Origin of the sequence: Melaminivora alkalimesophila (genome assembly GCF_000282995.1) — a bacterium.
In the GTDB taxonomy this organism is placed as follows: Bacteria; Pseudomonadota; Gammaproteobacteria; order Burkholderiales; family Burkholderiaceae_C; genus Melaminivora; species Melaminivora alkalimesophila.
The window spans coordinates 1-5,310 of record NZ_ALEE01000645.1; the positions used below are offsets into that span (position 1 = coordinate 1).

General features: G+C 70.7%; 4 protein-coding genes. 2 read left to right on the top strand and 2 right to left on the bottom strand.

What is annotated here, in order from left to right:
- On the bottom strand, positions 1 to 560 hold a 560-nt coding region (locus A612_RS12550), incomplete at its 3' end, for a DUF2946 family protein (RefSeq protein ID WP_019374817.1).
- Positions 561 to 745: 185 nt separating this feature from the next.
- Here A612_RS12550 and A612_RS12555 point away from each other — a divergent pair.
- The gene (locus A612_RS12555) at positions 746 to 1,639 is read left to right on the top strand and encodes a pirin family protein (protein WP_019374818.1); all 894 of its coding nucleotides are present in this window, start codon (positions 746 to 748) and stop codon (positions 1,637 to 1,639) included.
- 36 nt (positions 1,640 to 1,675) lie between these two features.
- On the opposite strand, the gene A612_RS12560 is transcribed toward A612_RS12555, so the two are convergent.
- Complete coding sequence (locus A612_RS12560; RefSeq protein WP_420891032.1) at positions 1,676 to 3,016, bottom strand: amidase; 1,341 nt, start codon at positions 3,014 to 3,016, stop codon at positions 1,676 to 1,678.
- Between the two features lie 106 nt (positions 3,017 to 3,122).
- On the opposite strand from A612_RS12560, the gene htpG reads away from it, so the two are divergent.
- Positions 3,123 to 5,090 (top strand): molecular chaperone HtpG, encoded by a 1,968-nt coding sequence (htpG, locus tag A612_RS12565; RefSeq protein ID WP_019374820.1) that lies wholly within the window; start codon positions 3,123 to 3,125, stop codon positions 5,088 to 5,090.
- Positions 5,091 to 5,310: the final 220 nt, after the last annotated feature.

The window sequence follows — 5,310 nt, forward strand, 5'->3', positions numbered from 1 at the left end:
GTGGCGGCGCGAGGTGGCTCCCGGCGGGCTGCCCGCTGCTGCGGGCTGAGAACGAAGCCGAAGCGTGCCGGCATCGCCTCCGACGGGATCGTCTCGGGCGTCCAGCGCCCCTGCTCGACGGCCTGCGCCACCAGTCCCACGTCCTGGCTGTGCACCAACCCGAAGCCCAGGTCGGTCAGCAGGTAGGGGCGCCCCGCCTCGTCCAGCCACAGCCCGGTCGCTTGCGCGGCGCGCCCGGTGTGCGAGAGCACCTGGCCATCCTCCTGCAGGCGCCACACCCAGGGCGCGGCCTCCAGTTCGACGTATACCCGCTGCGGGCCGTTCTGGAAGAACCACTGCCCCTGCGCGTCGGCCTCGTAGTTGCGCCCGATGAAGGCGATCAGCCCCTCGTGCTCGAGCAGGCTGCCGCGCGCGCCCGGCACGCCGCTGGCAAAGTCCCCCAGCGCCTGCGCCGCCTCGTCGCGCAGCCACCACCGGCCGCGCGCGTCCAGCCCCAGCCAGCCGCTGCAGTGCGGCACCCGAGGCCACCTGGCCATGGCTTGTTTGACGATGTCGTCCATCCTTCGTGTCCTCTCATGGGGCGGCGGATGCCGCCCGGGTGCCCCGGCCCTCCGCCCGCTCGGGCCCTTGCGTTCCGGTCCGGGCGGGTCGGCGGCGCCCCCGAGCGTAGCCGCATCCGCAGGTGCTGGCCGGGCCGCCCCGTCTGTGCCAGCATGGCGCCTTGCAAACCCACAGGAGACACGCCATGGTCGAGATGGTGATCGAGCAGCGCCGGCGCAGCCTGGGCGGCGGCTTCGAGGTCGGGCGCGTGCTGCCCTTTGCCAGGCGGCGCATGGTCGGGCCCTTCATCTTCTTCGACCACATGGGGCCGCTCGATCTGGCCGCCGGTGTGGACCGCAGCGTGGACGTGCGCCCACACCCGCACATCGGCCTGTCCACCGTCACGTACCTGTTCGCCGGCGAGATGGTGCACCGCGACAGCATCGGCTGCACGCAGGCCATCCGCCCGCGCGAGGTCAATTGGATGACCGCCGGCAGCGGCATCACGCACAGCGAGCGCTTCGAGCGCGCCCGCGCCGTGGGCGACCACCTGCACGGCATCCAGGCCTGGGTGGCGTTGCCGAAAGAGTTCGAGGAGACCGACCCGGCGTTCTCGCACCATGCGGGCAGCGACCTGCCGCAGTGGAGCGGAGGCGGCGTCGAGGGCCGCCTGATCGCCGGCAGTGCCTATGGGTTGACGGCGGGCGTGGCCACGCATTCACCGCTGTTCTACGCGCACCTGGACATGCAGGCCGGCGCCGTGGCCGAGATCCCGAGCGGCCACGCCGAGCGCGCCCTCTATCTGGCGACCGGCGCGGCCGAGGTCGGCGGCCAGCGCTACGCGGCCGGCCAGATGCTGGTGCTGGGCGCCGGCGACTCGAGGATGCGCGCGCTGGAGCCCACCAGCGCCATGGTGCTGGGCGGCGAGCCCGTGGGCGAGCGCTTCATTTATTGGAACTTCGTGTCATCGTCGAAGGAGCGCCTGGCGCAGGCCGCTGCCGACTGGGAGGCCGGCCGCATGAAACTGCCCGACGCCGACGACCAAGAGTTCATCCCCCTGCCCGACGGCCCCCGGCCCGACGCGCCGGCGATGTCCTGAAGGGCCTGGCACCGCCCTGGTGGCGGCGCGCGCGCCTCAGCCCAGCGCCTCGATGGCCGCCGCCAGCGCCAGCAGCTCGCGGTCGCGCCCGCGCCGCGCGACCAGCATCAGGCCGAAGGGCAGGCCGCCCGCCCGCCCCATCGGCAGGGACAGCGCCGGCAGGTCGTAGAAATTGAACACCGAGGGGTTGCGCAGGACCAGCGCATTGGCTGCCATGAAGGCGGCGTCGCTCCCCAGCAGCTCGTCGATGCGCGGCGGCAGGATCGGCACCGTCGGCAGGGCGAGCAGCTCCACGTCCTGCAGCTGGCCGTCCAGCTCGCGCTGCAGCCGCGCGCGCGCCTCCAGCACGGCGATGTAGTGCGTGGCCGGGATGCCCTGACCGGGGCGGATGCGCGCCAGCACGCGCGGGTCGAGCGAACCCGGGGCGCGCTCCAGCAGTTCGCGGTGGGTGTGCGCGGCCTCGGCGGCAGCAAGCGTGCCGTTCTGTTGCACGCGGGCGGGCGCCAGCATCCACGCGTCGAGCGCCAGGTCGGACAGTCGCGCGCCGGCGCCCGACAGCCGGGACAGCGCATCCTCGAAGGCGGCGAGCACCAGCGGATCGGCTTCGGACAGCAACCAGCCGCGCGGCACCCCGATGCGCAGGCCAGCCACCCGGCGCTTCGGCAGCGGCTCCCAGGGCTCGCCGGCCAGGACCGCGTCCGCGCGCGCGCAGTCGGCCACGCTCGCGGCCAGCGGGCCGATGGTGTCGAGCGAGGTGGACAGGGGGAGCGCCCCTTCGCGCGGCACGCGCGCCTGGGTCGGCTTGAAGCCGGCGATGCCCGCCAGGGCGGCCGGGATGCGGATCGAGCCGCCCGTGTCGGTGCCGATGGCGATCTCGGCCATGCCGCGCACCACGCCGACGCCCGCCCCCGAGGACGAGCCGCCGGGGATGCGCGTCGCGTCGTGCGCGTTGCCGGGCGTGCCGTAGTGCGGGTTGATGCCGATCCCGGAGAAGGCAAACTCCGTCATGTTGGTCTTGCCGATCAGCACGGCGCCGCCGGCGCGCAGGCGGCGCACCACGGCAGCGTCCTGCGGCGCGGGCGGGGCGTCTTGCAGGGCCAGCGATCCCGCTGTGGTCGCCTCGCCCGCCACGTCGAGCAGGTCCTTGAGGGAGACGATGCGCCCGTCCAGCGGGCCCAGCGTGATGCCGGCCGCGGCGCGCTCGTCGGCGGCGCGCGCGGCCTGGAGGGCGGTGGCGGCATAGACGCGGGTGAAGATCCGGCGGCCCTCGTCGCCGGCGTCCTCGATGGCGGCCAGCGCCCGCTCGGTGCGCTCGACGCTGCTGCGTGCTCGGTGGTGCTGCATGGCCATAGTGTGCAACAACAAGGCGGGCTGCACCCTTGAAGGCCCGCCCGCCGTCCCCACATGGGCAGGCGTTCTGGCGCTTGCCGGCTCTTTAGCTTTTTTTCATTACGCCCAGTCCTTTTTCGACGAAGAACGACGCATGAGCACTTCCAAGCAACAACATTCCTTCCAGGCCGAAGTCGCCCAGCTGCTGCACCTGGTCACGCATTCGCTCTATTCCAACAAGGAAATCTTCCTGCGCGAGCTGGTCTCCAACGCCTCCGACGCCTGCGACAAGCTGCGCTTCGAGGCGCTGAACGATTCCAGTCTGTACGAGGACCAGCCCAACCTGGAAGTGCGCGTGTCCTTCGACAAGGCGGCGCGCACCATCACCATCAGCGACAACGGCATCGGCATGAGCCGCGAGGAGGCCATCGAACACCTGGGCACCATCGCCAAGAGCGGCACGCGCGACTTCATGAGCCGCCTGTCCAGCGACCAGAAGGCCAGCGCCTCCGAGCAGGGCCAGCTGATCGGCCAGTTCGGCGTGGGCTTCTATTCCGGCTTCATCGTCGCCGACCGCATCACGGTGGAATCGCGCCGCGCGGGCCTGCCGGCCTCCGAGGGCGTGCGCTGGACGAGCGCCGGCGCCGGCGAATTCGAGGTCGAGCAGATCGAGCGCGGCCAGCGCGGCACCAGCGTCATCCTGCACCTGCGGGACGATGCTGACGAGTTCCTGAACGCCTGGAAGCTCAGGCAGATCATCGCCAGGTATTCCGACCACATCAGCCTGCCCATCCTGATGGAAAAGGAGGAGTGGAAGGAGTCCGACAAGGAAGGCGAGCCCGGCGAGATGGTGAAGACGGGCGAGTGGGAGACGGTGAACAAGGCCAGCGCCCTGTGGACGCGCCCGAAGAAGGACATCACCGACGAGCAGTACAAGGAGTTCTACAAGGCGATCAGCCACGACCACGAGGACCCGCTCGCCTGGAGCCACAACCGCGTCGAGGGCAACACCGAATACACGCAGCTCTTGTACATCCCCGCCAAGGCGCCCTTCGACCTGTGGAACCGCGACAAGGCCGCGGGCGTGAAGCTGTATGTGAAGCGCGTGTTCATCATGGACGACGCGGAAAGCCTGATGCCCAGCTACCTGCGTTTCGTGCGCGGCGTGATCGACTCCAGCGACCTGCCGCTGAACGTCAGCCGCGAGCTGTTGCAGGAGTCGCGCGACGTGCGGCTGATCCGCGACGGCTCGGTCAAGCGCGTGCTGTCCATGCTGGAAGACCTGGCCCGGCACGACCGGCACGAGGCCAGCGAGGGGGGCGAGGGCGTGACCGACGTGGTCAGCGACGAGGACAAGGCCAAGGAGGGCAAGTACAGCCGCTTCTGGGCCGAGTTCGGCGCCGTGCTCAAGGAAGGCCTGGGCGAGGACTTCGCCAACCGCGAGCGCATCGCCAGGCTGCTGCGCTTCGCCTCGACCACCAGCGACACGCCCAGCGTGTCGCTGGCCGACTACAAGGCGCGCATGAAAGAGGGCCAGGAGGCCATCTACTACATCACCGCCGACACCCTGGCCGCCGCCAAGAACAGCCCGCAGCTCGAGATCTTCAAGAAAAAGGGCATCGAGGTGCTGCTCATGACCGACCGGGTCGACGAGTGGGCCCTGGGCTACCTGCACGAATTCGACGGCACGCCGCTGCAGTCCGTCGCCAAGGGCGCGGTCGACCTGGGCAAGCTGCAGGACGAGGAGGAGAAGAAGGCGGCGGAGGAGGCGGCGCAGGCCTTCAAGCCGCTGCTGGCCAAGCTCAAGGAGGCGCTCAAGGACAAGGCCGAGGACGTGCGCGCCACCACCCGCTTGGTCGACTCGCCCGCCTGCCTGGTGGTGCAGGACCACGGCATGAGCATGCAGCTGGCCCGCCTCTTGAAGCAGGCCGGCCAGAGCGCGCCGGAGACCAAGCCGGTGCTGGAGGTCAACCCGGAGCACCCGCTGGTCAAGAAGCTCGACGGCAGCGTGCATTTCCACGACCTGGCGCACATCCTGTTCGACCAGGCCCTGCTGGCCGAGGGGGGCTTGCCGGAAGACCCTGCCGCTTACGTGCGCCGCGTCAATGCGCTGCTGGTGTGAGGCCCGCTTGACACTCTCTGACGATCTCCGGGCGCCGGCGTCAACGCTGCCCTGTCCGGCCCTGAGGCCTACACGCGCGGCCTGAACGTCTACACCACGCTGAACGCCGGCGAGCAGGAGGTCGCCTACCAGGCGCTGCGCCAGGGGATCATGGATTACGAGCGGCGCCAGCACTACCGCGGACCGGAGCGGTTCCTGGACCTGCCCGACTCGCCCGCCG